Here is a 24,235-nt window from a genome sequence, read left to right on the forward strand (position 1 = left end):
GCAGATCGCCGCGCGCGCCTGGCGCGCCGGCCTGGCGCACCTGCGCGGCGTGCTGGGCGCCGATCCGGCGCAGTGGCAGTGGGGGCGGGCGCACACCCTGACCTTCGCCCATCCGCTGGGCCGCGTCGCGCCGCTCGACCGCCTGCTCAACGTTGGCGAGTTCGCCGCGCCGGGCAGCCACGAGGTGCCCAACAACCTGGCGCACAAGTTCGGCCCGGCGCCCTGGCCGGTGGAGTACGGGCCGTCGATCCGCCGCCTGGTCGATTTCGCCGCGCCGCAGCAGGGGCTGGCCAGCGCTCCGCTGGGACAGAGCGGGGTGCCCTTCGACGACCACTACGCCGACCAGGCGCAGGACTACCTGGCCGGCGCCTACCGGCCGATGGCGCTGGACGCGCAGGAGATCGCCGCCCAGGCGCGCGGCGTGCTGTGGCTGCGGCCGTGAGCCGGCCGGGCGATAATGCGCCGCCTGCCATCCGCCCAACGAGGGACCCCATGTTCGAGATCAAGCCGATCGGCCCGGAAGCCTACCGCCGGCAGACCCGCCGCAGCACCCTGACCATCCTGCTGGTGTTCGCGCCGCTGGCCATGCTGCTGTCCGGCCTGGCGGTGCTGCTGTTCGGCGAGCCCGGCGGCGACAACTTCCGCTGGAACCTCGGCGGAGTGATCGCCGGCCTGCTGCTCACCGTGCTGCTGGTGCGCCGGGTGTTCTGGACCCAGCCGTGGATGGCCGCGGCGGTGTACGGCTGGCAGCTCAAGCGCAGCCTGATGAGCGTCACCAACGTCATGCACCACGTGCAGGCCGGCGTGGCGGCCGGCGACCCGACCGCCATGAAGCTGCTGCGCTTCTACCACCTGGGCGTGACCCAGATGCACCAGCTGGACGGCAACTCCAGCGGCCTCAGCCAGATGGTCCGCGAGATCGACGCGCACCAGGCGGCCATGATGGCGCAGGGGCTGGACCCCGAGCAGCCGCGTCTCGACCCGGCCTGGCTGGAGGCGGTGAAGCGCCACGCCGCGCTGCGGCGCTAGGTCCCGCGGTCTACTGCAGGCGCACCGCCAGCCTGGCCACGTGCTCGCCCTGGAAGCGCGCCAGGGCCAGCTCCTTGGCGCTGGGCTGGCGCGAGCCGTCGCCGCCGGCGATGGTCGCCGCACCGTAGGGCGAGCCGCCGCGCAGCTCGCTGACGTCGCTCAGCTCCGGGGCGCTGTAGGGCAGGCCGACGATCAGCATGCCGTGGTGGGCCAGGGTGTGCCAGAACGAGGTGATGGTGGTTTCCCCGCCGCCGCCGGTGCCGGTGGAGGTGAACACGCTGGCCAGCTTGCCGATCAGCGCGCCCTTGACCCACAGGCCGCCGGTCTGGTCGAGGAAGTTGCGCATCTGCGCGGCCATGTTGCCGAAGCGGGTCGGCGTGCCGAACAGGATGGCGTCGTAGTCGGCCAGCTCCTGCGGCGTGGCCACCGCCGCCTGCTGGTCGAGCTTGGCGCCGGCCTTGCGCGCGAGGTCCTCGGGCATGGTCTCCGGCACGCGCTTGAGGGTCACCGCGACCCCCGGCACGCTGGCGGCGCCAGCCGCTACCGCCTCGGCCATCTGCTCGATGTGCCCGTACATCGAGTAGTACAGCACCAGGATCTTCTTCATCGGCCGTTCTCCAGGCAGGGGAATGCCCGTTCAGCCTAGCAGGCGCTCAGGATTGCGCGACCAGGCGCCGCGAGGCGGCCTGGGCCTGCCAGTCGCGCAGCCAGGCGGGCAGCTGCTCGGCCGGCATCGGCCGGGCGATGCCGTAACCCTGGGCGAGGCGGCAGCCGAGGCGCTGCAGGGCCAGGCCGTGCTCGATGGTTTCCACGCCCTCGGCGATCACGTGGCGGTTGAAGGCGGCGGCCAGGCGGATCACGCCGTCGACGATGGCGCGGTCGTCGGGGTCGACCAGCATGTCGCGCACGAAGCTCTGGTCGATCTTCAGGGTGTCCACCGGCAGCTTGCGCAGGTAGGTCAGCGAGGAGTAGCCGGTGCCGAAGTCGTCGAGGGCGAAGCGCACGCCCAGCGCGGCGCAGCGCTGCATGACGGCGATGGCGCGCGGCAGGTCGGTGAGCGCTGCGGTCTCGAGGATCTCCAGCTCCAGGCGCTCGCGCGGCACCTGCGGATGACGCTCGAGCAGGCGCTGCAGGTCGTCGACGAAATCGGCGTGCATCAGCTGGTGGGCGCTGATGTTGACGCTGACGCTGAACTGCAGACCGGCGTGCAGCCACTGCTCGAGCTGCGCCAGGGCGCTGGCCAGCACCCAGTCGCCGAGCGCGCGCTCCATGGCCTCGACGGCCTCGATGTAGGGCAGGAAGGCGCCGGGGGCGAGCAGGCCGCGCTCGGGGTCCTGCCAGCGGATCAGCGCCTCGACGCCGATCACCCGGCCATCGCCGAGGTCGACCTTGGGCTGGTAGTGGAGGACGAACTCGCCGCGCGCCAGGGCCAGGCGCAGGCGCTCCAGCTGGCGGCGCTGGCACTGGGCCTTGCGGTCGCTCTCCGGGTCGAACAGGTGGTAGCGGTTCTTGCCGGCTTCCTTGGCGAGGAACATCGCCTGGTCGGCATGGCGCAGCAGGGTGTCGCCGTCGGCGTTGTCCTCGGGGTACAGGCTGACGCCGATGCTGGCGGTGGCGTGCAGCTGGCTGCCGGCGACGGTCAGCGGGGTGGCGATGGCCGCCTGCACGCGGTCGAGGAGCGCCGGGCAGCCCTGCGCAGCGTCGATGTCGGTGAGCAGCAGGGCGAAGCTGTCGCCGCCGAGATGGGCCAGGGTATCGTCGGCGCGCAGCGCCGCCTTGAGATTGTCGGCCACCGCGCGCAGCAGCTGGTCGCCGGCGGCGTGGCCGTGGCGCTCGTTGATCTGGCGGAAGTCGTCGAGGTCGAACTGGCAGACCGCCAGGGTCTTGCCGGAGCGCGCCGCACGGGCGATGGCCTGCTCCAGGCGGTCGCCGAGCAGGCGCCGGTTGGGCAGACCGGTCAGCGGGTCGTAGTGCGCCGCGCGGTCCAGTTCGGCCTGGTGGTTCTTCAGCGGGCTGATGTCGGAGAACAGCCCGACGTAGTGGCGCACGCTGCCGTCGTCGTCGCGCACCACCGACAGCGACAGCAGCTGGGCGTAGCGCTCGCCGTTCTTGCGCCGGCTCCACACCTCGCCGCTCCAGAAGCCCTGCGTCTGCAGGCTGCGCCACGGGGTATCGTCGCTGCTGGTGGTGTCGGCGGCCAGCCACACCGGCTGCTGGCCGAGCGCCTCGGCCGGGCTGTAGCCGGTGATCCGGGTGAACGCCGGATTGACGCGGACGATGTGTCGCTCGCCGTCGAGCACCATGATGCCCTCGTAGCTGGACTCGAACAGCGCCGCCGCTTCGCGCTGGGCCAGCTCGATGCGCTGGCGCTCGGTGATGTCGCGGGCGATGCCGAACAGCCCGGAGACGGCGCCGGTCTCGTCGAGCAGCGGCCCCCTGCTGACCGAGAACACCAGGCGGCGGCCCTGCTCGCTTTCCAGCGCCTCGTCGCAGGTGCTCACCTGGCCGCTGGCGAGCACCTCGGCGTCGTGCCGGGCGATCAGCCTGGCGGTCGCTGTCGAGAACAGCTGGTCGTCGGTCTTGCCGATCAGTTCGGCGGGCGAGCGGCCGAAGAAGGTGGCGGCGGCCCGGTTGGTCAGCAGGTAGCGGCCGGCGCGGTCCTTGACGAAGATGGCGTCCGGAGTGCCCGAGACGATGGCGTCGAGCAGGCGACGGTTGAAGTCCAGGCCCTCGCGGGTGCGCCTGAGCTGCTCGATGATCACGCTGAGCGCGGTGCCGATCAGCACGAAGAAGAACAGCTGCAGGCGCTCGGCCTGGGAGTCGACGGCCAGTTCGCCGGCCGGGGCGAGGAACAGGAAGGCCAGGCCGAGCGCGGCAGTCAGGGTGGCCAGCAGGCCGGAGCGCAGGCCGCCGAGCAGGGCGCTGAGGGCGACCGGCAGGATGAACAGGATCAGCAGCGGGCGGCCGTCGAGCAGGCCGTCGAGGCTCTGCCGCAGGCCCAGGGTGGCCAGGGTGAGGGCCACGGCGAACAGGCAGGCGACGCAGCCCCGCCGTCGTGGCGTCGCGGCGATGGCCAGGCGGTCGAGCTGCGCGGCGACGCCATCGGCCGTCGGCGGTGGCACCGCGCGCAGGGCGAGGTACAGCAGCACGGTGGTGGTCAGCACGAACAGGCCGCCCTTCCAGCTCGAGGCGAGCAGGAGGGCGTCGCGGTCGGTGAACAGCGCCAGCAGGTTGTCGGACAGGAATATCCAGCCGAGTCCCAGCAGGCAGTAGGTCAGCGTCACCAGACGAATGAACGGCGTGCGCGCCAGCTTGGCCATGAGGGACTCTCCGCATCCAGTGGGGCGATGGTGCCACAGCGTCGCGCGGCCCACCAAGGAAAGCGCGGCAAGCCCGTCGAGCGGTTCGGGCGGGTGACCCCGCGGGCGCCGCGCCGCTATCATCGCCCGGTCCATTGCAGGGGGTTCTTCATGCTCAACGGTTTGTGGCTGGGTTTCTTCGTCGTCGCGGCCGTCGCCGCCTGCGGTCGCTGGCTGGTCGGCGACGACGCCGGGGTGTTCGCCGCCATGGTCGAGAGCCTGTTCGCCATGGCCAGGCTCTCCGTCGAGGTGATGATCGTGCTGTTCGGCACCCTGACCCTGTGGCTGGGCTTCCTGCGCATCGCCGAGCGCGCCGGGCTGGTCGAGCGCCTCGCCGTGCTGCTGGCGCCGCTGTTCCGCCGGCTGATGCCGGAGGTGCCGAGCGGCCACCCGGCGCTGGGCCTGATCACCCTCAACTTCACCGCCAACGCCCTCGGCCTGGACAACGCGGCGACGCCGATCGGCCTCAAGGCCATGCGCGCGCTGCAGGAGCTGAATCCCAGCCAGACCACGGCGAGCAACGCGCAGATCCTGTTCCTGGTGCTCAACGCCTCGTCGCTGACCCTGCTGCCGGTGTCGATCTTCATGTACCGGGTGCAGCAGGGCGCCGAAGACCCGACCCTGGTGTTCCTGCCGATCCTGCTGGCCACCAGCGCCTCGACCCTGGTCGGCCTGCTGTCGGTGGCCTTCATGCAGCGCCTGCGCCTGCACGATCCGGTGGTGCTGGCCTGGCTGGGTGGTGCCGCCTTGGCGCTGGGCGCCTTCATGACCTTCCTCGCCGGGCTGTCGGCCACCGCGCTGTCCTCGCTGTCCTCGCTGCTCGGCAACCTGACCCTGTTCGGCCTGATCCTCGCCTTCCTGCTGTTCGGCGCGCTCAAGCGGGTGCCGGTGTACGAGGCGTTCGTCGAAGGCGCCAAGGAGGGCTTCGAGGTGGCGAAGAACCTGCTGCCCTACCTGGTCGCCATGCTCTGCGCGGTGGGCGTGCTGCGCGCCTCCGGAGCGCTGGAGTTCGGCCTCGACGGCATCCGCTGGCTGATCGAGGCGCTCGGCTGGGACACCCGCTTCGTCGATGCCCTGCCCACCGCGCTGGTCAAGCCGTTCTCCGGCAGCGCGGCACGGGCGATGCTGATCGAGACCATGCAGAGCCACGGCGTCGATAGCTTCCCGGCGCTGGTCGCCGCCACCATGCAGGGCAGCACCGAGACCACCTTCTACGTGCTCGCCGTGTACTTCGGCGCGGTCGGCATCCAGCGCGCCCGCCACGCGGTGGGCTGCGCGCTGCTCGCCGACCTGGCCGGGGTGCTGGCGTCGATCGGCGTGTGCTACTGGTTCTTCGGGTGAGGGCGCGACGGTCGGCGGCTTGGCGAGCCTCGGGCTGCGTGCTAGAGATGGCAGGCACGTTCGCTGGAGTTCGCCGTCCATGATGTCCGCTACCGCCTCCCCAGTGCTCGCCGAGCTGGACAGCCTGAGCCAGCGCGCCGAACAGCTGCGCCAGGCGGCGCAGTGGCGGCTGAGTACCCGCGACCCGGAGCAGGCCTCGAGCGGCCTGCACGAGAGCTACAGCCCGCACCGCATGCACCTGCACGGCGACCCGGCGGCCTTCGAGATGCGCCTGGCGCGCCAGCCGCTGGGCAGCCTGGAGCTGAGCTGCCTGTCGTTCGGCACCGAGGTCGAGCTGGAGCAGGCGTGGACCACCGACTTCGTGCTGGTGACCACCCAGCTGTGCGGCCACTCGCAGGTCCGCACCCGGGCCGACGAGGTGCAGGGCGCCGCCGGGCTGATCGTCGTCGACTCGCCGGAGGCGCCGGTCACCAAGCGCTTCAGCCCGGACAGCTGGCGGCTCAACCTGCGCATCGGCCGCCCGGCCATCGAACGCCTGTTCGAGCGCCTCTACGAGCGTCCCCTGCACGGGCCGATGCACTTCCACCCCGCCATCGCCCAGGACAGCGCCCTGCACGAGCGCTGGCTGGCACTGCTGCGCCTGGTGACCAGTCAGTTGGGCACGTCCTCGACGCCGGCGCTGCTCGGCCCGCTGGAGGAGATGGCGATGCTCCTCTTGCTCACCGAGCAGCCGCACAACCACGCGAACCTGGCGCAGGCAGCCCCGCCGTTGCCGGCGCCCCGCCACGTGCGCCGCGCCGAGGAGTTCATGCGCGCCCATCTCGGCGAGCCGCTGACCCTCGCGGCCATCGCCGCGGCCAGCGGCACCAGCATCCGCAGCCTCACCGCGGGCTTCCGCCAGTTCCGCCAGACCACGCCGATGCGCTGGCTGCACGAGCAGCGCCTGCAGGCGGTACGCCGCCACCTGCAGCAGGCCCGCGCCGACGAGAGCGTGTCGAGCATCGCCCTGCACTGGGGTTTCGGCCACCTCGGCCGCTTCGCCGGCGACTACCTGCGCCGCTTCGGCGAGGCGCCCTCGGCGACTCTGCGTCGCTGCTGAGCGATTCCCGCCCGATCCGGACAGCCCCGGCCGGATGCGGATAGTCCTGTTCGTACTCGTCGGCCAGGATAAGCCTGCCTGACCGCCGCGCCCCGCGCGGCGCCTACAAGAACAACAATCTGCGAGGTTCCCCATGAAGCCCGTGCTCTCGCGCCTGGCCGTGTCCCTGGCGCTGTCCTGCGCGGCCGGCTCTGCCCTGGCCGCCCCCGTCACCCTCAAGGTCGCGCATTTCCTGCCCAGCACCTCCAGCGCCCAGCAGAAGGTCATCCAGCCCTGGTGCGACGAACTCGAGCGGGCCTCGGCCGGCCGCCTGGTCTGCCAGATCTATCCGTCCATGCAGCTGGGCGGCACCCCGGCCAAGCTGGCCGACCAGGTCCGCCAGGGGGTGGCCGACGTGGTGTGGACGGCGCCGGGCTATGCCGCCGGGCGCTTCCCGAAGACCGAGGCGCTGGAGCTGCCGGGCGTGCTGCCGCAGGGCGGTCTGGCCGCCGGGCGGGTGATCTGGAATTTCTATCAGCAGCAGCTGACCGACGAGTACGCGGCCTACAAGGTGCTGGCCCTGCACGGCGACGGCGGCATGAACCTGCACACCACCAGCCGTCCGCTGCGCAGCTCGGCCGACCTGCAGGGCCTGCGCCTGCGTGCGCCCAACCGCACCATCTCGCGCACCCTCGAGGCGCTCGGCGTGGTGCCGGTGGCGATGCCGCCGGCGCTGGTCACCGAGTCCCTGTCCAAGGGCGTGGTGGATGGCGCCTCGGCGGTCTGGGAAGTGCTGGCGCCGACCAAGATGGACGAGATCACCCGTCACCACCTCGACACCCCCACCGACCAGCCGGTGCTCGGCGCCACCGTGCTGGCCATGCTGATGAACCAGCGCACCTACGACCGCCTGCCGGCCGACCTGCGCGCGATCGTCGACCAGCACAGCGGGCTGGCCCTGGTCGAGCGCTTCGGCCGGGTGTGGGACGAGGCCGGCGAGGCGACGCGGCAGAAGGTCATCAAGGAGGGCCACGAGGTCCATCGCCTGGCCGAGGACGACTACCGCCAGGTGCTCGAGCGCCTGCTCCCGGTCGAGCAGCAGTGGGTCGCCGAGGCGGCGGCCAAGGGCATCGACGGCCAGGCGCTGCTCGACGCCGCGCGCGCCCTGACGGCGCAGGCCCAGGCGGCGCGCTGAACCCTCGACAAGACCCCTTCAGGAGGAGAGAAGCATGAGCAACAACTACTACGAGCGTCCGCAGCGCTTCAGCGAAGCGGAGTGGCAGGCGCGGGTCAAACTGGCCGCCGCCTACCGGATCTTCGACCATCTCGGCTGGTCCGAGTCGATCTACAACCACATCTCCCTGCGCGTGCCGGGCCCGGACAAGCACTTCCTGACCAATCCCTTCGGCCTGCACTACTCCGAGGTGTGCGCCTCCAACCTGGTCAAGGTCGACGTGCAGGGCAACGTCATCGGCCACTCGGACTGGCCGATCAACCCGGCCGGCTTCACCTTCCACGGGGTGATCCACGATCGGGTGGCCGATGGGCACTGCGTGATGCACGTGCACACCACGCCGACCATGGGCGTCTGCTGCCTGGAGGAAGGCCTGGAGTTCAGCAACTTCTACGCCGCGCAGCTGTTCGGCAAGATCGCCTACCACGAGTTCGAGGGCATCACCGTGCATGCCGGCGAGGGCGAGCGGATCCTCGACAGTGCCCAGGGCAAGCCGGTGCTGCTGCTGCGCAACCACGGCCCGGTGGTCATCGGTGCAACCCTGGCGCAGGCCTTCTCGCTGATGTGGCTGGTGCAGCGCGCCTGCGAGGTGCAGCTGGCGACCCGCTCGATGGGCAAGGCGCGGATGATCCCCGAGGAGGTGCTGCGCAAGTGCGTGGCCGACTCGCTGAACTTCGATCCGAAGTACGGCGCCGGCGAGGATGCCTTCTGCGCGTTCACCCGGCTGATCGAGCGCGTCGATCCCGGCTACCGTCACTGAGTGCCCGCGGCGCCCCGGGAGTCGGTGCTCCCGGGTGCCTTTGCCCGGCGGCCCTTGTCGAGCGCCCGCCGACGGTCATATAAGGCTCCCTTGGCCTCACAGGAGAATCGAGCATGAAGGTCTGTATTGTCGGCGCCGGCGCCATCGGCGGTTTCCTCGGCAGCAAGCTCGCCGCGGCGGGCGCCAGCGTCAGCGCCCTGGCCCGCGGCGCCACCCTGCAGGCGCTGCGCCGCCACGGCTGGCGCCTGCAAACCGGCGAGGGCCTGCTGCAGGCGCCGCTGGCGGCGGCCGAGGAGCAGGCCGAGGCGCTCGGCGTGCAGGATCTGCTGATCATCGCGGTCAAGGGCCAGGCACTGGCCGAACTGGCGCCGCGCCTCGCGCCGCTTATCGGACCCGACACGCTGGTGCTGCCGGCGATGAACGGAGTGTCCTGGTGGTTCTGCCAGGGCCTGCCGGGCTTCGAGGCGCCGCTGGCCAGCGTCGATCCGAGCGGCGCCATCGCGCGGACCATCCCGCTGGAGCGGGTCGTCGGCTGCGTGGTGCACGCCAGTTGCACCGCTCCGGAGCCGGGGCTGGTGCGCCACGTGATGGGCAACGGGCTGATCGTCGGCGAGCCGGCCGGCGGCGCCTCCGCGCGGGTGCAGCAACTGGCCGGTCTGCTGGAAAGAGCCGGCTTCGCCGTCACCGTCAGTGCCGATATCCGCTACGACATCTGGTACAAGCTGTGGGGCAACCTGACCATGAATCCGGTCTCGGCGATCACCGGCGCCACCATCGATCGCCTGCTGGACGACGAGCTGGTGCGCCAGTTCTGCTCGGCGGCGATGGGCGAGGCGGCCGCCATCGGCCGGCTGATCGGCTGCGAGGTGACCCAGAGCCCCGACGAGCGCCATGCGGTGACCCGCAAGCTGGGCGCCTTCAAGACCTCGATGCTGCAGGATGCCGAGGCGGGGCGCGCCATCGAGCTGGACGGCATCGTCGGCGCGGTGCAGGAGATCGGCCGGCGCGTGGGCGTCGAGACGCCGAACATCGATGCCCTGCTCGGCCTGACGCGGCTGTTCGCGCGGGTGCATGGCCTGTATCCGCAGGCCGCGCCTCAGGGCTGAGGACTTCGGTCGGTTCAGGCCACAAACGCGAAGCCCCCGCAGGTGCGGGGGCTTCGTTCATTGCAGGGGCTGCTTGGCGGCGCTTAGAACGCCGGCACCACCGCGCCCTTGTACTTGTCGGCGATGAAGGCCTTCACCTCGTCGCTGTGCAGGGCCTTGGCCAGCTTCTGCATGGCTTCGCTGTCCTTGTTGTCGGCACGGCTGACCAGGATGTTGACGTAGGGCGAGTCGTTGCCCTCGATGGCCAGGGCGTCCTTGGTCGGGGTCAGGCCGGCTTCCAGGGCGTAGTTGGTGTTGATCAGCGCCAGGTCGACCTGCTTGAGCACGCGCGGCAGGGTGGCCGCTTCCAGTTCGCGCACCTGGATCTGCTTCGGATTGGCGGCGATGTCCTTGGGCGTGGCGGTGATGCCGGCGCCGTCCTTGAGGGTGATCACCCCGGCCTTGGCCAGCAGCAGCAGGGCACGGCCGCCGTTGGTGGCGTCGTTGGGGATGGCCACGCTGGCGCCCTCGGGCAGCTCGTCGAGCTTCTTGAACTTGCTGGAGTAGGCGCCGAACGGCTCGATGTGCACGCCGGTCACGCTGACCAGCGAGGTCTTGCGGCTGGCGTTGAACTCGTCGAGGTAGGGCTGGTGCTGGAAGAAGTTGGCGTCGAGGTTGCCCTGCTGCACCTGCAGGTTGGGCTGCACGTAGTCGGTGAACACGCGCACCTTCAGTTCCACCCCCTGCTTGGCCAGCATCGGCTTGACCACTTCGAGGATCTCCGCGTGCGGCACCGGGGTGGCGGCGACGTTGAGGGTCTGCGCCTGGGCGGTGGCGGAGAAGGCGGCGAACAGGGTCGCGGCAGCCAGCAGTTTTTTCATTGTTGAGCTCCTTGTGGGATGGAACGCCGGGCCGGCGGATGGCCGGCCCGGTCGGATTACTTGCGCGAGAAACGCATCACCAGGCGGTCGCCGGCGCTCTGCAGCACCTGCACCAGCACCAGCAGGAGGATCACGGTGACCGCCATGACGTCCGGCTGGTAGCGCTGGTAACCGTAGCGCACGGCGAGGTCGCCGAGGCCGCCGCCGCCGATCAGGCCGGACATGGCGGTGTACGACACCAGGGTGATGGCGGTGACGGTGACCGCGGCGAGCAGGCCGGGGCGCGCCTCGGGCAGCAGCGCCGCGAGGATGATCTGCCGGGTGCTGGCGCCCATCGCCTGAGTCGCCTCGATGATGCCGCGGTCGACCTCGCGCAGCGCGGTCTCGGCCAGGCGGGCGAACAGCGGCGTGGCGCCGACCACCAGCGGCGGGATGGCGCCGACGGCGCCCAGCGAGGTACCGACGATCAGCTCGGTCAGCGGGATCATCAGGATCAGCAGGATGACGAAGGGCACCGAGCGCAGCACGTTGACCACCAGCGACAGCAGGCGGTACAGCGGCGCATTGTCGAACAGCTGGCGCGGGCCGCTGAGGAACAGCAGCACGCCGAGCGGCAGACCGAACAGCACGGTGAACAGCAAGGATCCGCCGAGCATCGCCAGGGTATCGAGGCTGGCCTGCCAGATCTCCGGCCAGAACACGTTGGGCAGCAGTTTCTCCAGCATCAGCGCAGCACCTCCACGTGCACGTCGGCGGCGTCGAGGCGCGCCAGGGCGGCGTCCAGGTCGCCGCCGGTGAGGGCCAGGGTCAGCTGGCCGTAGGGGGTCTCGCGGATGCGGTCGATGCGTCCGGCGAGGATGCTGTAGTCGACCCCGGTGTCGCGCGCCACCTGGCCGAGCAGCGGGGCGTAGGTGGCCTCGCCGCGGAAGGTCAGGCGCAGGATGCGGCCGGGCACGTGGGCGAAGTCGTCCTGCTGGGCGTTTTCGTCGACGTGCTCGTCCTCCAGCACGAAGCGCTTGGTGGTCGGGTGCTGCGGATGCAGGAACACGTCGGCCACCGCGCCCTGCTCGACGATGGTGCCACCGTCCATCACCGCCACCCGGTCGCAGACGCGGCGGATCACGTCCATCTCGTGGGTGATCAGCACGATGGTCAGCTTCAGCTCGCGGTTGATCTCGGCCAGGAGCTGCAGCACCTGGCCGGTGGTCTGCGGGTCGAGGGCGCTGGTGGCCTCGTCGCACAGCAGGATCTTCGGCTCCAGGGCCAGCGCGCGGGCGATGCCGACGCGCTGCTTCTGGCCGCCGGAGAGCTGCGCCGGGTACTTGTGCGCGTGCTCGCCGAGGCCGACGCGGGCCAGCAGTTCGCTGACGCGGGCGTCGATGGCAGCGCGCGGCAGCTCGCCGGCCAGCTTCAGCGGCAGGGCGACGTTGTCGGCCACGGTCTTCGAGGCCAGCAGGTTGAAGTGCTGGAAGATCATGCCGATGCGCTGGCGCAGGCGGCGCAGGTCGGCGGCGTCGAGGGCGGTGGCGTCGGTGCCGTCGATCAGGATGCGCCCGCCGGAGGGCTCCTCGAGGCGGTTGATCAGGCGCAGCAGGGTGCTCTTGCCGGCGCCGGAGTGGCCGATCAGGCCGAAGATCTCGCCGGCGCCGACCTGCAGGGAGGTGGGCTGCAGGGCGGGAATGTCGCGGCCATTGACCCGGTACGCCTTGTGGACGTTGTCGAAGTGGATCACGGGAAAACCTTGTGGGTGAGGGAACGGGCCCTGGCGGCAGAGTCTAGCGGCCCGCTTTTAGTGCGGAAAATGCTTTGAAAGACTATCGATATAGCTGATCGAACGGGAGTCTCTATTCGGCGATCTCGCCGCCGACATCCGCCGGCGGCGTCGGCTGCAGCGCGCCACCCAGGCCGTTGGTCAGCGCCGGCGCCTTGGGCATCAGCGCGCGGGCCCGCGCCAGGGCGGTGGTGGCGGCGTTCAGGTCGCCGCGCTCGAGGGCCTGCTGGCTGCGCTGCAGCCAGGCGTCGGCGAGCAGGCGCTGGTAGTGCTCGACCTGTGCCGCATCGCGGGCGCGCAGGTGGCCGAGGGTGACTCCGGCGGCCTCCAGTTCGCCGGCGCCGAGCAGGCGCTCGAACTGCTGGCGCTCGCGGGCCTGGGCGCGCGCGTCCTCGCTCCACGGCAGGCTCTGGCAGGCGCCGAGCAGCAGCAGGGCGAGCAGCGGCAGGCAGCGAAGGGCACGGGTCATGGCTCAGGCCTCGGACTGTTCAGAAAGTAGGCAATTCTACACCGCCCGGCGCGGCAGCAGGAAGCTCAGCAGGAACAGGCCGGCGGCGCTGACCACGATGGACGGTCCGGCCGGGGTGTCCTGGTACCAGGATAGCGCCAGGCCGGCGCACACCGCGAGCAGGCCGACCAGGCTGGCGCCGGCGGCCATCTGCTCGGGGCTGCGCGCATGGCGCTGCGCCGCGGCGGCGGGGATGATCAGCAGCGAGGTGATCAGCAGCACGCCGACGATCTTCATCGCCACGGCGATCACCACGGCGATCAGCAGCATCAGTGCCAGGCGCAGGGCGCCGACCGGCAGGCCTTCGACCCGGGCCAGCTCCTCGTGCACGGTGAGCGCCAACAGCGGACGCCACAGCCAGGCCAGCACGCCGAGCACCAGCGCGCTGCCGGCGACCATCCACAGCAGGTCCGCCGTGCCCACCGCCAGCAGGTCGCCGAACAGGTAGGCCATCAGGTCGACGCGCACCTCGTCGAGCAGGCTGACGGTGACCAGGCCGAGCGACAGGGTGCTGTGGGCGAGGATGCCGAGCAGGGTGTCGGCGGCCAGCGGCTGGCGCTGCTGCAGGGCCACCAGCAGCACGGCGAGGACGATGCAGCCGACGGTCACCGCCAGGGTCGGGCTGATGTCGAGCAGGAAGCCCAGCGCCACGCCGAGCAGCGCGGCGTGGGCCAGGGTGTCGCCGAAGTAGGCCATGCGCCGCCAGACCACGAAGGAGCCGAGCGGGCCGGCGACCAGCGCCAGGGCGAGCCCGGCGAGCAGGGCGTTGAGCAGGAATTCGGGCATGTCAGTGCTTGCAGTGGGGGCCGTGGACGTGGGGTTGCCTGGGCAGCACCACGCTGCCGTGCAGGTCGTGCTGGTGGTCGTGCTGGTGGTGGTAGATCGCCAGGTTGCGCGCGTCGTTGCCGAACAGTTCGCGGAACACCGGGTCGCTGCTGACCTGCTCGGGATGCCCGGAGCAGCACACATGGTGGTTCAGGCAGACCACCCGGTCGGTGGCGCTCATCACCAGGTGCAGGTCGTGGGAGACCATCAGCACGCCGCAGCCGTAGCGCTGGCGCAGGCGGCCGATCAGGCGGTACAGCTCGCTCTGCCCGGCGATGTCGACGCCCTGCACCGGTTCGTCGAGCACCAGCAGCTCGGGCTTGCGCAGCAGGGCGCGGGCCAGCAGCACGCGCTGCAGTTCGCCGCCGGAGATCTTCTGCAGCGGGCTGTCGATCACCTTGGCCGCGCCCACCTCGCCGAGCGCCTCCAGGGCGCGGGCGCGGTCGACTCCCGGCACCAGGCGCAGGAAGCGCAGCACCGACAGCGGCAGGGTCGGCTCGACGTGCAGCTTCTGCGGCATGTAGCCGATGCGCAGCCGCTCGCGCCGCCACAGGCTGCCCGTGTGCGGGGCGAGCAGGCCGAGCACCACGCGCACCAGGGTGGTCTTGCCGGCGCCGTTGGGGCCGATCAGGGTGACGATCTCGCCGGACTTCAGCTCCAGCTGCACGTCCTGCAGCACGGCGTTGCCGGCGAACTCGACGCCGACCCCGTCGAGGCGGAGCAGCGCCTCGCTCATGCCGCCTCCCGGCAGCGCGCGCACAGGCCGACCACCTCGACCATCTGCCCCTCCACGGCGAAGCCCACCTCGGCGGCCGCGGCCTGGATGGCCGCGCCGATGGCCGGCTGCTCCACCTCGATGGCGGCGTTGCACTGGCGGCAGATCAGGAAGTGGCCCTGGTGGCTGTGCCCCGGATGGTTGCAGCCGATGTAGGCGTTGAGCGAGGCGAGGCGGTGGATCAGGCCGTGCTCGAGGAGGAAGTCCAGCGCGCGGTACACGGTGGGCGGCGCGGCGCGGCGGCCGTCCTCGGCGCTCAGCACGCCGAGGATGTCGTAGGCGCCGAGCGGCTGGTGGCTGGCCCAGACCAGCTCGAGCACACGGCGGCGCAGGGCGGTGAGGCGCGCGCCGCTGCGCGCGCACAGGGCGTCGGCGGCGGCCAGCGCCGCGCTCACGCAGTGGCTGTGGTCGTGGGGATGGCAGGCCAGCGGCGTGGAAGACATGGCGACACTCCCGGGCAAAGGGACGTTATTATATAACCATTCAGTTTCCCCGGAGAGAGCTTCCCGTGCCCCGTCTGTCTTCTTTGCTGCCCGCCGCCCTGCTGGCGGCCCTGCTGGCCAGCCCGGCGCTGGCCGAAGTGCGCGTGCTGACCAGCATCAAGCCGCTGCAGCTGATCGCCGCCGCCGTGCAGGACGGCGCCGGCACGCCCGAGGTGCTGCTGCCGCCGGGCGCCTCGCCACACCACTACGCGCTGCGCCCCTCGGACATCCGCCGGGTGCACGAGGCCACGCTGGTCTACTGGATCGGCCCCGACCTCGAAGTGTTCCTGTCGCACGTGCTGGAAGGGCGCGAGGCGCCCAGCCTGGCCGTGCAGTCGCTGTCCGGCCTGCACCTGCGCCGTTTCGGCGAGGAGCACCGGCACGCGGACGAGGAGCACGCCGCGCACGGGGAACACGATGAGCACGGACACGACGGGCATGCCGCCCGTGATGACCAGGGCCACGACCACGCCCATCGCCCCGGCACGCTGGACGCCCACCTGTGGCTGCTGCCGGCCAACGCGCGGGTGATCGCCGCGCGCATGGCCGCCGACCTGGCCCGGGTCGACCCGGCCAACGCCGCGCGCTACCGGTCCAACCTGGCCGCCTTCGAGCAGCGCCTGGCCGCCACCGACGACAAGCTCAGGGCGCGGATGGCGCCGCTCAAGGGCAAGCCGTTTTTCGTCTTCCACGAGGCCTTCGACTACTTCGAGGAAGCCTACGGCCTGCAGCACGCCGGGGTGTTCGCGGTGAGCGCCGAGGTGCAGCCGGGCGCCCGCCACGTCGCCGCCATGCGCGAGCAGCTCAAGGCCGCCGGGCCGAGCTGCGTGTTCAGCGAGCCGCCGCTGCGTCCGCGCCTGGCGCAGACCCTCAGCGACGGCCTGCCGGTGCATCTCGCCGAGCTGGATGCGCTGGGCTTCGACCTCGAGGCCGGGGCCGGCGGCTACGAACGGCTGCTGGAGAACCTCGGCGACGGCCTGGCGGGCTGCCTGGAGCAGCTCTGAGCGCGGGCCGGGCGGGCGATGGCGGCGGCCAATCCCGACTGGCCGCCTCGGCCATGCTTGCTGCTACAATCGGTGCCCTACGTCCCGCAGGAGTGTCCCGGTGTCCGTCGTCTTTGTCGCCGCCTCGAAGCTGCCAACCCCGTTTGGCGTGTTCACCATGCATGGCTTTCTCGATGAGGCCACCGGCAAGGAGCACGTGGCCCTGACCCTGGGCGACGTCGCCGACGGTCGCCCGGTGCTCGGCCGCCTGCATTCCGAATGCCTGACCGGCGATGCGCTTTTCAGCCTGCGCTGCGACTGCGGCGCCCAGCTCGAGGCGGCGCTGCGCGCCATCGCCGCCGAAGGCCGCGGCGTGCTGCTCTACCTGCGCCAGGAAGGTCGCGGCATCGGCCTGCTCAACAAGATCCGCGCCTACGAGCTGCAGGACGCCGGCGCCGACACCGTCGAGGCCAACGAGCGCCTGGGCTTCGGCGCCGACCAGCGCGACTACGCCATGTGCCGGCCGATGCTCGACCACCTCGGCATCCACGAGCTCAAGCTGATGACCAACAACCCGCGCAAGCTCAAGGCGCTGGAAACCTACGGCATCCGCCTGGCCGAGCGCGTGCCGCTGCACAGCGGCCTCAACCCGCACAACAGGCACTATCTGGCGACCAAGGCCGGCAAGCTCGGCCACCTGCTCGGCAACCTGCACCAGGCCGAGAACGAAGGCGAATGAGTGCGGTGGCGCTGCAGCGGCCGGCGTTCGCCCGCCGCTGGTGGGGCATGCTGGCCCTGGCCTGGCTGCCGCTGATCCTGCTCGGCGCCTTCGGCCCGGAGCGTGCGCTGCTGCCGGACAGCCTGGCCATGCCGCTGTTCGTCGCCGCGCTGCTGTCGATGTTCGTCGGCCTGCCGCTGTTCCGCCGCTTCAAGCATGGCCTGATCGCCACCGCCCGCGCCCTCGACACTCCCGATGAGGATGCGGCCTGGGCCGTGTTCGCCCGGACCCAGCGCCACGGCCTGCTCGGCGCCCTGCTGCCGGCCTGGATCGCCGCTGTCGGCCGGCTGGCCGACCTGCACGCGGTGCCGGTGCTGCTGCTGGCGTTCGCCAGCCTGGTGATCGCGCTGCTCTATCGCCTGCCACGCCAGCTCGGCTGATGCGCCGCCTGCTGCTCGCCGTCCTGCTGCTCGGCGCCGCCCTGGCGCAGGCCACGGAGCCGGACGCGCGGCGGGTGGTGGCGCTGGCGCCCTCGCTCAGCGAGATCATGGTCGAGCTGGGCGCCGCCGAGCGTCTGGTCGGCGTGCTCGACGGCGGCCCGCGCCTGCCGGCGCTGGCCCACCTGCCATCCCTCGGCCGCCACGGCCAGCTCAACCTGGAGGTGCTGCTCAGCCTGCAGCCGGACCTGGTCCTGCTCTGGCCGGACAGCGTCGGCCCGGCCATGCATGCGCAGCTCAGGACCCTCGGCATCCCGCTGATCGAGGCGCAGCCGCACGACCTCGACGAGTTGGCCGGCCAACTGGCGGCGATCGGCGCCGCGGTCGGCCATGGCGCGGAGGGCGAGCGCCTCGCCGCGCGCATGCGCGCAGGCATCGCCGCGCTGCGGGCGCGCTACGCGGGCAGCGCGCCGCTGGCAGTGTTCTACCAAGTGTGGGACCGGCCCATGTACACCCTCGGCGGCCGGCAGATCATCAGCGACGCCCTGCGCCTGTGCGGCGCGCGCAACGTGTTCGAGGACCTTGCCCTGCCGGCGCCGCAGGTCGGCGTCGAGTCGGTGCTGGCCCGCGACCCGGCGGTGATCCTGGTCGGCGAGCCGGGCCAGGCCGGCGCCTGGCAGGCCTGGCCGCAACTGACCGCGGTGCGCCGTGGCCAGGTGTGGGAGGTGCCGGACGAGGGCATCGAGCGGCCCAGCTTCCAGATGCTCGCCGCCACGGCGAAGCTGTGCGAGCTGCTGGACAGGGCGCGCTGAGTCTGCGCGGCTGAAACGACGAGGCCCCGCTTAGGCGGGGCCTCGTCGTTTCCGGCGTCCGGATCAGAAGCGGTAGCCGACGCTCAGCTGCACGTCCTCTTCCGGCGCCGGGTAGCGGCCGAAGGGGTTGGCATAGGTGTCGTACTGCTTGCCGGTCAGGTTGTTGATCCGCAGCCTGGCGGTGAGCTGGCGGTAGTCGTAGCTCAGTGCGGCGTTGAGCAGGGTGTAGCCGCCCTCGCGCGGCTGGCTGTGGGCGTCGTCGCTGTACAGGTAGTAGCCGCCGGTGTACAGGGCCTCCAGGCGGCCGTTGAGTCCCGGCAGGAGCAGGTAGTCGAGGTGGGCGCTGGCGCTGTGGCGCGATACGCCGGGCACCTCGTTGCCCGCGAAGGGGCCGGTGCGGTACTCGGAGTCGGTGAAGCTGTACTGGCCGCCGAGGGCGAGGCGCTCGGTCAGCTGGCGGCGGGCCTCGAGCAGCAGGCCATCGCGGCGGGTCTTGTCCAGGTTGACGTTGGCGCCGGTGCCGGGACCGAAGGGGCCCGTGGCCGTGGCGTCGTACATCAGCTCGTCGTCCAGATCGAGGCGGTAGACGCTCAGCTGGTAGCGCTGCGCGCCGTCGTCCCATTCCACGCCGCCTTCCCAGGATGCGCCGGTCTGCGGCTTGAGGAACTCGACGCCGGGGCCGACGAAGCCGTTCTCGTCGACGTTGGCCCAGCGCAGCACGTCCTCGCGCTTGAGGAACACGCGGGTCTGCGCGTCGGCCTGCCAGGACAGGCCGACGCTGCTGCTGCCCTCGCGGTCGGTGTGGTTGCTGCCGGCGCTGTGGTCGCGGTCCTCGGCCTCGCTGGCGCGGTAGCCGAGGCTCAGCGTCAGGTCGTGGCCGAGCGGCTGGCTGAACTGGGTGTACCAGTCGCGCAGGGTCTGGCGGAAGTCGCTGCCCCAGGAGGCCTGGTAGTCGCTGGTGATGTGGTCGTGGCCCAGCAGCCATTCGCTGTGGCCGCGCGCCGTGTCCCAGCGGGCGGTCAGGCGCGGGCTGAAGCTTTCGATGCGAGTGCCTTGGCTGAAGCCGCCTCCGAAGAACGAGCCCACGCCATCCTGGTCGCTGTGGCTGTAGTCGAAGTTGGCGGTCCAGATCTCGTCGAGGCGCTGCTCGACGGCGAAGCGGTGCACCTGGGTATTGCTGTCGTTCCAGTCCGTGGACTGGCTCTGCTTGCGGTCGCTGCGGCGTTGGGCGAGGCTCAGCGCGCCCGGATAGAGCAGCTCGTCGTCCACCGTCTGGTACTCGTACAGCGCCCAGCCGCGGGCGTGGTCGTAGCGCAGGCGGCCGAAGGCGTTGCCGTAGTCGGCGGCGTTGTGGTCGCGGTAGTTGTCGGTGTGGCGGGCCTCGCCGCTGGCGTACACCGAGAAGCCGCCGCCGAGCTGCTGGAAGACATGGCCGCGCCAGGCTTCCAGATCGTGGCTGCCCAGGCTGGTTTCCACGTAGGCCTCGTTGCGCCGCGGCGTGCGGGTGACGATGTTGATCACCCCGCCGACCGCCTGGTCGCCGTACAGCACGGTGCCGGCGCCGCGCAGGATCTCGATGCGCTCGATGTTGGCCAGCGGCACGCTGTTGAGGTCGGCGCCGGCCATCGCCGGCTGGTTGAGGCGGCGGCCGTCGACCAGGATCAGCGTGTTGTTCACCGCGTTCTCGCCGAAGCCGCGCAGGCTGGGCGTGGCGCGGCTGCCGTCGCCGATGATGTCGCGCAGCTGCACGCCGGCCTGGCCGCGCAGCACGTCGATCAGGTTGTGGGCGCCGCTGCGCTCGATCTCGGCGCGCTTGATCACCCGCACGCTGGCCGGCGCCGGCTGCTCCAGCGGAGTGGCGCGGGTGATGACCAGGGGCGCGATGTCGTCGCTGGCCGGCTCGGCGGCCAGGGTCAGGCTCGGGGCGAGGGCCACGGCCAGCGCCAGACGGGAAAGCTTCATCAGGAAATCCTCAAAAGTGATGGGCAGACTTTCGAGGAGGGCAGAAGACAGAAACGTGCCCACAGGACGGGCGCGCGACTGACGGTGCGGCCCTCCGCAACACCTGTCGAATCCGTCGGGGCCGGTCTCCGGGCTGTCGACGCGCATCCACTCGCCTTCCCGGGTGTTCCCAGTGGCCGTTGAGCGGACGGCAGGCCATGACCTGCGGTCGATTACCGTTGCGGGGGCAGCGCCGGCCTTGCTCCAGTGGAGCGCACCGGCTTCCCGTTTAACGCAGGCCTCAAGCCCGCGCACCCTGACGAAAAGCAAAACGCCGCGCACCTTAGTGCGCGGCGTGGTGAAACTCAAGCAGCTTTCAGACGACTCGGGATGAGTTTTTCTCAAGCAGCGCCAGGCGCGCGCGCACCGCGGACTCGATGCCGGCGGCATCCAGGCCGCATTCGGCGAGCATCTCGGTCGGCTTGGCGTGCTCGACGTAGCGGTCGGGCAGGCCGAGCTGCAGCAGCGGCATGACGATGCCCTCGGCGGCGAGGAATTCGGCCACCGCGCTGCCGGCGCCGCCCATCACCGCGTTCTCCTCGACGCTCACCAGCAGCGCGTGGCTGGCGGCCAGCTCGCGTATCAGTGCGGCGTCGAGCGGCTTGACGAAGCGCATGTCGACCACCGTGGCATCGAGCCGCTCGGCCACCTCCAGCGCGGCGGCCAGCTGCACGCCGAACACCAGCAGGGCGACCTGGCCGGCGCCGTGACGACGGACCACGCCCTTGCCGATCTCGACTGCCTCCAGCGCCGGAGAGATCGGAGCGTTGGGGCCGCTGCCGCGCGGGTAGCGTACCGCCGCCGGGCCGACATGCCGGTAGCCGGTGGTCAGCAGCAGGCGCAGCTCGTTCTCGTCGCTGGGGGTCATGACGACCATGTCGGGGATGCAGCGCAGGTAGGAGAGGTCGAAGCTGCCGGCGTGGGTCGGGCCGTCCTCGCCGACCAGGCCGGCGCGGTCGATGGCGAACAGCACGTCGAGGTCCTGTACCGCGACGTCGTGGATCAGCTGGTCGTAGGCGCGCTGCAGGAAGGTCGAGTAGATCGCCACCACCGGCTTGGCGCCCTCGCAGGCCAGGCCGGCGGCCAGGGTCACCGCGTGCTGCTCGGCGATGGCGACGTCGAAGTAGCGTTCCGGGAAGCGCTCGGCGAAGGCCACCAGGTCGGAGCCTTCCTTCATCGCCGGGGTGATGCCGATCAGGCGCTCGTCGACGGCCGCCATGTCGCACAGCCACTGGCCGAACACCTCGCAGTATTTCGGTCCGCTGGCCTTGGGCGCGGCGCTGCTGCCGACCTCCAGCTTGCCGATGGCGTGATAGCCGATCGGGTCTTCCTCGGCCGGGGCGAAGCCCTTGCCCTTCTTGGTCACCACGTGGAGGAACTGCGGGCCCTTGAGTTCGCGCATCTTGCGCAGGGTGGCGATCAGGGTCGGCAGGTCGTGGCCGTCGATGGGGCCGATGTAGTTCCAGCCGAGTTCCTCGAACAGGGTGCCGGGCACCAGCATGCCCTTGGCGTGCTCCTCGGTGCGGCGGGCGATCTCCCAGGCGCCGGGGATGCGCGAGAGGATCTTCTTGCTGCCCTCGCGCATGCTGGCGTAGGTGCGGCTGGAGAGGATCTTGGTCAGGTAGTTGTTCAGGCCGCCGACGTTGCGCGAGATCGACATGTCGTTGTCGTTGAGCACCACCAGCATGTCGGCGGCGGTTTCCGAGGCGTGGTTGAGCGCCTCGAAGGCCATGCCGGCGGTCAGTGCGCCGTCGCCGATCACCGCCACGGTACGCCGCTCGTTGCCCTGCAGGCGGTTGGCCAGGGCCATGCCCAGCGCGGCGCTGATCGAGGTGCTGGAGTGGCCGACGCCGAAGGTGTCGTACGCGCTCTCGCTGCGCCGCGGGAAGGCGGCCAGGCCGCCCTTCTGGCGCAGGGTCGCCATCCGCTCGCGACGGCCGGTGAGGATCTTGTGCGGGTAGGCCTGGTGGCCGACGTCCCACACCAGACGGTCCTCGGGGGTGTGGTAGACGTGGTGCAGGGCGATGGTCAGCTCGACCACGCCCAGACCGGCGCCGAAGTGCCCGCCGGTACGCCCCACCGTGTAGAGCAGGTACTGGCGCAGCTCGTCGGCCAGGGTGTCCAGCTCGGCCTCGCTGAGGTCGCGCAGCGCGGCGGGGCTGTCGATGCGGTCGAGCAGGGGCGTGTCGGGCCGCTGGCGGGGAAACTCGTGCAGCGTCTTGGGCATCGGACGGGTTCGGCAGTCGGAAAAAGATGGGCGAGTTTACCCGAAGCGGCCGGGGTGCCCAAGCAAGCGAAGGTCGAGTGGAGCCGGCGCAGGGTGGATGGCCACCCCGTGGAAAATTCGCGTCGCGATTTTCCGCTGTGGCGGCCGGGTCCGGACCGGGGAACTCAGTGCGTGCGTGCGACTATGTAGCAGGCCAGCTGGCGCAGGGCGTCGGCGCGCTCGTCGAACGGCTGCAGGGCCGCCAGCGCCAGATCGCGCAGTTCCAGGGCGTAGGCCTTGGCGGCGTCGAGGCCGAGCAGCGCCGGGTAGGTCGGCTTGTCGTGGGCCTGGTCCTTGCCCTGGGTCTTGCCCAGGGTGGCGGTGTCGCTCTCCACGTCGAGGATGTCGTCCTGCACCTGGAAGGCCAGGCCGATGGCGCGGGCGTAGTCCTGCAGCGCGGCTAGGCTGCGGGCGTCGCTGCCGCCGCTGGCCAGGGCGCCGAGGCGCACGCTGGCCTCGATCAGCGCACCGGTCTTGTGCCGGTGCATGGTCTCCAGGGCGGTCTGGTCGAGCTGCACGCCGACCGAGCCGAGGTCGATGGCCTGGCCGCCGACCATGCCGGCCGGTCCGGCGGCGCGGGCCAGGCTGACGACCATGTCCAGGCGGGTGGCGGCATCGGCGGGGTTGCGCCCGGCGTCGGCCAGCACCTCGAAGGCCAGCGCCTGCAGGCCGTCGCCGGCGAGGATGGCGCAGGCCTCGTCGAAGGCGATGTGGGTGGTCGGCTGGCCGCGGCGCAGCTCGTCGTCGTCCATCGCCGGCAGGTCGTCGTGGACCAGCGAGTAGGCATGGATCAGCTCCACCGCGCAGGCCGCGCCGTCGGCCCGCTCGGCCGCGCCGCCGAGGGTCTCGCAGGCGGCGTAGGCGAGCAGCGGGCGCACGCGCTTGCCGCCGTTGATCACGCTGTAGCGCATGGCCCGGTAGAGGCGCTCGAGTTCGGGACGGGGAGCGACGAACAGGGCGTCGAGGGCGGCGTCGACGCGTGCCTGGCAGGCGGCCTGGTACTGCTGGAGACTCATTGCGCCTCGCCCTCCGCGTCGAAGGGAGCGGTCTGGCCGTCCTGGCCGAGGAGGATCTGCACCTTCTGCTCGGCCTGGCCCAGCGCGCCCTGGCACTCGCGGGTCAGGCGGATGCCCTGCTCGAAGGCGGCCAGCGAGTCCTCGAGGGACAGCTCGCCGCTCTCCAGGCGCTCGACCAGGGTCTGCAGCTCGCTCAGCGACTGCTCGAAATCGGGGGCGGTTTTCTTGCGGGCCATGGCGGCGCTCTCGGACGGCGGAAAAACGGGCGCGACACTAGCAGAGCCGCGCCCGACGGGCAAACCGCCAGGGCCGGTGGGGGCGGCGTCAGCCCGCTGCAGGGGCGGGCAAGCTGCGCTCAGCGCGCGTAGGTGGCCCAGAAGTAGTAGAGGGTCATGCCGCTGCCGACGACGATCACCAAGGCGCGCAGCCAGCGCGCCGGCAGGCGCTGGCCGAGCGCGCCGCCGGCGTAGCCGCCGAGGGTGGCGCCGGCGAGCAGCACGGCCAGTTCCGCCCAGCTGACCCGGCCGGCGACGACGAAGGTCAGGCTGGCGACGCTGTAGATCACCGCCGAGATCAGGTTCTTCAGCGCGTTGGCGCGGGCCAGGGCGTGGCCCTCGATGGCGAAGGCGGCCAGCTGCAGGATGCCCATGCCGGCGCCGAAGTAGCCGCCGTAGATCGACACCAGCGAGTGGGCGCCGAGCGACAGCGGGCCGTGCGGCGGCACCGCGCTGGCGGTGCTGCGGCGGGCGGCGAGCAGGCGGCTCAGCCAGGGGCTGGCGGCGAACAGCGCGGTGGCGGCCAGCAGCAGCCAGGGGATCAGCACGCGGAACACCTCGTCGCCGCCGGCCAGCAGCAGCAGGCCGCCGCCCAGGCC

25 protein-coding genes and 1 riboswitch are annotated in these 24,235 nt (G+C 71.3%); of the genes, 11 read left to right on the forward strand and 14 right to left on the reverse strand.

The genetic code is table 11. From position 1 onward, the window contains the following. Both E5198_RS14875 and E5198_RS14880 read left to right on the forward strand, forming a co-directional pair. Nucleotides 1–442 (forward strand): penicillin acylase family protein (locus E5198_RS14875; RefSeq protein WP_136490783.1); only part of this gene is annotated, 442 nt, incomplete at its 5' end. Between the two features lie 50 nt (nucleotides 443–492). Beyond that, nucleotides 493–1,029: a DUF3087 domain-containing protein gene (locus E5198_RS14880; protein WP_136490784.1), complete on the forward strand. Its 537-nt coding sequence runs from the start codon at nucleotides 493–495 to the stop codon at nucleotides 1,027–1,029. A gap of 10 nt (nucleotides 1,030–1,039) precedes the next feature. Here the strand turns inward: E5198_RS14880 and wrbA are convergent, their stop codons facing one another. Both wrbA and E5198_RS14890 read right to left on the reverse strand, forming a co-directional pair. After that, nucleotides 1,040–1,636 (reverse strand): NAD(P)H:quinone oxidoreductase, encoded by a 597-nt coding sequence (wrbA, locus tag E5198_RS14885; RefSeq protein WP_136490785.1) that lies wholly within the window; start codon nucleotides 1,634–1,636, stop codon nucleotides 1,040–1,042. 46 nt (nucleotides 1,637–1,682) lie between these two features. Beyond that, a complete protein-coding gene (locus E5198_RS14890) occupies nucleotides 1,683–4,349 on the reverse strand; it encodes an EAL domain-containing protein (RefSeq protein WP_178084081.1) in 2,667 nt (888 codons plus the stop codon). Nucleotides 4,350–4,499: 150 nt separating this feature from the next. Here E5198_RS14890 and E5198_RS14895 point away from each other — a divergent pair, with 150 nt between their 5' ends. The 5 genes from E5198_RS14895 (at nucleotide 4,500) to E5198_RS14915 (ending at nucleotide 9,907) form a co-directional block, all read left to right on the forward strand. Continuing rightward, the gene (locus E5198_RS14895; protein WP_136490786.1) at nucleotides 4,500–5,729 is read left to right on the forward strand and encodes a nucleoside recognition domain-containing protein; all 1,230 of its coding nucleotides are present in this window, start codon (nucleotides 4,500–4,502) and stop codon (nucleotides 5,727–5,729) included. Between the two features lie 79 nt (nucleotides 5,730–5,808). Beyond that, complete coding sequence (locus E5198_RS14900; RefSeq protein WP_136490787.1) at nucleotides 5,809–6,828, forward strand: AraC family transcriptional regulator; 1,020 nt, start codon at nucleotides 5,809–5,811, stop codon at nucleotides 6,826–6,828. A 133-nt stretch (nucleotides 6,829–6,961) separates the two neighbouring features. After that, nucleotides 6,962–8,002: a TRAP transporter substrate-binding protein gene (locus E5198_RS14905; protein ID WP_136490788.1), complete on the forward strand. Its 1,041-nt coding sequence runs from the start codon at nucleotides 6,962–6,964 to the stop codon at nucleotides 8,000–8,002. Nucleotides 8,003–8,036: 34 nt separating this feature from the next. After that, complete coding sequence (locus E5198_RS14910; RefSeq protein ID WP_136490789.1) at nucleotides 8,037–8,801, forward strand: class II aldolase/adducin family protein; 765 nt, start codon at nucleotides 8,037–8,039, stop codon at nucleotides 8,799–8,801. 113 nt (nucleotides 8,802–8,914) lie between these two features. Further along, nucleotides 8,915–9,907 (forward strand): 2-dehydropantoate 2-reductase, encoded by a 993-nt coding sequence (locus E5198_RS14915; RefSeq protein ID WP_136490790.1) that lies wholly within the window; start codon nucleotides 8,915–8,917, stop codon nucleotides 9,905–9,907. Nucleotides 9,908–9,990: 83 nt separating this feature from the next. Here E5198_RS14915 and E5198_RS14920 read toward each other — a convergent pair whose 3' ends face one another. From E5198_RS14920 to E5198_RS14950, 7 genes are all read right to left on the reverse strand, one after another. After that, entirely contained in the window at nucleotides 9,991–10,767 is a 777-nt protein-coding gene (locus tag E5198_RS14920) for a MetQ/NlpA family ABC transporter substrate-binding protein (protein ID WP_136490791.1), read from the reverse strand. Between the two features lie 56 nt (nucleotides 10,768–10,823). Beyond that, a complete protein-coding gene (locus tag E5198_RS14925; RefSeq protein WP_136490792.1) occupies nucleotides 10,824–11,492 on the reverse strand; it encodes a methionine ABC transporter permease in 669 nt (222 codons plus the stop codon). Next, complete coding sequence (locus tag E5198_RS14930; RefSeq protein WP_136490793.1) at nucleotides 11,492–12,499, reverse strand: methionine ABC transporter ATP-binding protein; 1,008 nt, start codon at nucleotides 12,497–12,499, stop codon at nucleotides 11,492–11,494. The genes E5198_RS14925 and E5198_RS14930 overlap by 1 nt, the downstream gene beginning before the upstream one ends. A gap of 112 nt (nucleotides 12,500–12,611) precedes the next feature. Then, nucleotides 12,612–13,007, reverse strand: coding sequence for a hypothetical protein (locus tag E5198_RS14935; protein ID WP_136490794.1), 396 nt, complete (start codon nucleotides 13,005–13,007; stop codon nucleotides 12,612–12,614). Between the two features lie 36 nt (nucleotides 13,008–13,043). After that, nucleotides 13,044–13,832: a zinc ABC transporter permease subunit ZnuB gene (gene znuB, locus E5198_RS14940; RefSeq protein WP_136490795.1), complete on the reverse strand. Its 789-nt coding sequence runs from the start codon at nucleotides 13,830–13,832 to the stop codon at nucleotides 13,044–13,046. 1 nt (nucleotide 13,833) lies between these two features. Continuing rightward, nucleotides 13,834–14,607, reverse strand: a complete 774-nt coding sequence (znuC, locus tag E5198_RS14945) for a zinc ABC transporter ATP-binding protein ZnuC (protein WP_136490796.1) — start codon at nucleotides 14,605–14,607, stop codon at nucleotides 13,834–13,836. After that, a complete protein-coding gene (locus tag E5198_RS14950; RefSeq protein WP_136490797.1) occupies nucleotides 14,604–15,089 on the reverse strand; it encodes a Fur family transcriptional regulator in 486 nt (161 codons plus the stop codon). The genes znuC and E5198_RS14950 overlap by 4 nt, the downstream gene beginning before the upstream one ends. 65 nt (nucleotides 15,090–15,154) lie before the next feature. On the opposite strand from E5198_RS14950, the gene znuA reads away from it, so the two are divergent. The 4 genes from znuA to E5198_RS14970 all read left to right on the forward strand — a co-directional run bounded on the left by znuA (nucleotide 15,155) and on the right by E5198_RS14970 (nucleotide 18,078). Next, the gene (gene znuA / locus E5198_RS14955) at nucleotides 15,155–16,132 is read left to right on the forward strand and encodes a zinc ABC transporter substrate-binding protein ZnuA (protein ID WP_136490798.1); all 978 of its coding nucleotides are present in this window, start codon (nucleotides 15,155–15,157) and stop codon (nucleotides 16,130–16,132) included. 100 nt (nucleotides 16,133–16,232) lie between these two features. Next, nucleotides 16,233–16,850: a GTP cyclohydrolase II gene (gene ribA, locus E5198_RS14960; protein WP_136490799.1), complete on the forward strand. Its 618-nt coding sequence runs from the start codon at nucleotides 16,233–16,235 to the stop codon at nucleotides 16,848–16,850. Beyond that, nucleotides 16,847–17,269, forward strand: coding sequence for an MFS transporter (locus tag E5198_RS14965; protein WP_136490800.1), 423 nt, complete (start codon nucleotides 16,847–16,849; stop codon nucleotides 17,267–17,269). Before ribA ends, E5198_RS14965 begins: the two co-directional genes overlap by 4 nt. Next, the gene (locus E5198_RS14970) at nucleotides 17,269–18,078 is read left to right on the forward strand and encodes a cobalamin-binding protein (RefSeq protein WP_136490801.1); all 810 of its coding nucleotides are present in this window, start codon (nucleotides 17,269–17,271) and stop codon (nucleotides 18,076–18,078) included. Before E5198_RS14965 ends, E5198_RS14970 begins: the two co-directional genes overlap by 1 nt. A 63-nt stretch (nucleotides 18,079–18,141) precedes the next feature. Here the strand turns inward: E5198_RS14970 and E5198_RS14975 are convergent, their stop codons facing one another. The 5 genes from E5198_RS14975 to E5198_RS14995 all read right to left on the reverse strand — a co-directional run. Further along, nucleotides 18,142–20,040: a TonB-dependent receptor gene (locus E5198_RS14975; RefSeq protein ID WP_136490802.1), complete on the reverse strand. Its 1,899-nt coding sequence runs from the start codon at nucleotides 20,038–20,040 to the stop codon at nucleotides 18,142–18,144. A 101-nt stretch (nucleotides 20,041–20,141) separates the two neighbouring features. Then, nucleotides 20,142–20,353: riboswitch (cobalamin riboswitch) on the reverse strand. A 42-nt stretch (nucleotides 20,354–20,395) separates the two neighbouring features. Then, nucleotides 20,396–22,306: a 1-deoxy-D-xylulose-5-phosphate synthase gene (dxs, locus tag E5198_RS14980; RefSeq protein ID WP_136490803.1), complete on the reverse strand. Its 1,911-nt coding sequence runs from the start codon at nucleotides 22,304–22,306 to the stop codon at nucleotides 20,396–20,398. A gap of 164 nt (nucleotides 22,307–22,470) precedes the next feature. Next, a complete protein-coding gene (gene ispA, locus E5198_RS14985; protein WP_136490804.1) occupies nucleotides 22,471–23,361 on the reverse strand; it encodes a (2E,6E)-farnesyl diphosphate synthase in 891 nt (296 codons plus the stop codon). Continuing rightward, nucleotides 23,358–23,597 carry an exodeoxyribonuclease VII small subunit gene (locus E5198_RS14990; protein WP_136490805.1) on the reverse strand — a complete coding sequence of 80 codons (240 nt, stop codon included), beginning with the start codon at nucleotides 23,595–23,597 and terminating at the stop codon, nucleotides 23,358–23,360. Before E5198_RS14990 ends, ispA begins: the two co-directional genes overlap by 4 nt. Nucleotides 23,598–23,716: 119 nt before the next feature. Continuing rightward, the coding region (locus tag E5198_RS14995) for a sulfite exporter TauE/SafE family protein (RefSeq protein ID WP_136490806.1) at nucleotides 23,717–24,235 on the reverse strand (519 nt) is incomplete at its 5' end.

The sequence above is a fragment of the Pseudomonas sp. A-1 genome (genome assembly GCF_004801855.1).
GTDB lineage: Bacteria > Pseudomonadota > Gammaproteobacteria > Pseudomonadales > Pseudomonadaceae > Geopseudomonas.

Coding starts and splice junctions, on each gene's coding strand:
- E5198_RS14880 (WP_136490784.1), top strand. CDS start 493: ATGTTCGAGATCAAGCCGATCGGCCCGGAAGCCTACCGCCGGCAGACC.
- wrbA (WP_136490785.1), bottom strand. CDS start 1,636: ATGAAGAAGATCCTGGTGCTGTACTACTCGATGTACGGGCACATCGAG.
- E5198_RS14890 (WP_178084081.1), bottom strand. CDS start 4,349: ATGGCCAAGCTGGCGCGCACGCCGTTCATTCGTCTGGTGACGCTGACC.
- E5198_RS14895 (WP_136490786.1), top strand. CDS start 4,500: ATGCTCAACGGTTTGTGGCTGGGTTTCTTCGTCGTCGCGGCCGTCGCC.
- E5198_RS14900 (WP_136490787.1), top strand. CDS start 5,809: ATGATGTCCGCTACCGCCTCCCCAGTGCTCGCCGAGCTGGACAGCCTG.
- E5198_RS14905 (WP_136490788.1), top strand. CDS start 6,962: ATGAAGCCCGTGCTCTCGCGCCTGGCCGTGTCCCTGGCGCTGTCCTGC.
- E5198_RS14910 (WP_136490789.1), top strand. CDS start 8,037: ATGAGCAACAACTACTACGAGCGTCCGCAGCGCTTCAGCGAAGCGGAG.
- E5198_RS14915 (WP_136490790.1), top strand. CDS start 8,915: ATGAAGGTCTGTATTGTCGGCGCCGGCGCCATCGGCGGTTTCCTCGGC.
- E5198_RS14920 (WP_136490791.1), bottom strand. CDS start 10,767: ATGAAAAAACTGCTGGCTGCCGCGACCCTGTTCGCCGCCTTCTCCGCC.
- E5198_RS14925 (WP_136490792.1), bottom strand. CDS start 11,492: ATGCTGGAGAAACTGCTGCCCAACGTGTTCTGGCCGGAGATCTGGCAG.
- E5198_RS14935 (WP_136490794.1), bottom strand. CDS start 13,007: ATGACCCGTGCCCTTCGCTGCCTGCCGCTGCTCGCCCTGCTGCTGCTC.
- znuB (WP_136490795.1), bottom strand. CDS start 13,832: ATGCCCGAATTCCTGCTCAACGCCCTGCTCGCCGGGCTCGCCCTGGCG.
- znuC (WP_136490796.1), bottom strand. CDS start 14,607: ATGAGCGAGGCGCTGCTCCGCCTCGACGGGGTCGGCGTCGAGTTCGCC.
- E5198_RS14950 (WP_136490797.1), bottom strand. CDS start 15,089: ATGTCTTCCACGCCGCTGGCCTGCCATCCCCACGACCACAGCCACTGC.
- E5198_RS14965 (WP_136490800.1), top strand. CDS start 16,847: ATGAGTGCGGTGGCGCTGCAGCGGCCGGCGTTCGCCCGCCGCTGGTGG.
- E5198_RS14970 (WP_136490801.1), top strand. CDS start 17,269: ATGCGCCGCCTGCTGCTCGCCGTCCTGCTGCTCGGCGCCGCCCTGGCG.
- E5198_RS14975 (WP_136490802.1), bottom strand. CDS start 20,040: ATGAAGCTTTCCCGTCTGGCGCTGGCCGTGGCCCTCGCCCCGAGCCTG.
- dxs (WP_136490803.1), bottom strand. CDS start 22,306: ATGCCCAAGACGCTGCACGAGTTTCCCCGCCAGCGGCCCGACACGCCC.
- ispA (WP_136490804.1), bottom strand. CDS start 23,361: ATGAGTCTCCAGCAGTACCAGGCCGCCTGCCAGGCACGCGTCGACGCC.
- E5198_RS14990 (WP_136490805.1), bottom strand. CDS start 23,597: ATGGCCCGCAAGAAAACCGCCCCCGATTTCGAGCAGTCGCTGAGCGAG.